The 266-nt window shown below is 52.3% G+C and carries 1 protein-coding gene; it reads left to right on the top strand.

Features of this window, described 5'->3' with window-relative positions; translation table 11 throughout:
- A partial coding sequence (locus QP415_RS11970; RefSeq protein ID WP_285100226.1) for a Hachiman antiphage defense system protein HamA occupies positions 1 to 266 on the top strand: 266 nt, incomplete at both ends.

Genomic DNA, 266 nt, shown 5'->3' with positions numbered 1-266 from the left:
GAACAGTTACGCCTGTTCCATCTGTCTATCCAAAACAACCGCTTCGACCACACGGCCCTCGTCAAGTTCCTCAAACGCAACGTTGGACGCTACGTCTTCTCCCGCGCCGAATACGAAGGCTACAAACAGCGAGACGATCTCGAAGAAGTTGCTCTCGACGCGGTAAACCGGATGCGTTCACAACAAGACGGCATGGGGTTAGGTGAAATCTTGCTCTACGTCCTGCTCGAACAAATTCTCGAAGCACCCAAAGTGCTGAGCAAGAT

It is taken from the genome of Pauljensenia sp. UMB3104 (assembly GCF_030217285.1).
Taxonomy (GTDB): domain Bacteria; phylum Actinomycetota; class Actinomycetes; order Actinomycetales; family Actinomycetaceae; genus Pauljensenia.
Note: the sequence above shows the minus strand (reverse complement) of the source record. Positions and strands in the feature narration are given on the sequence as shown.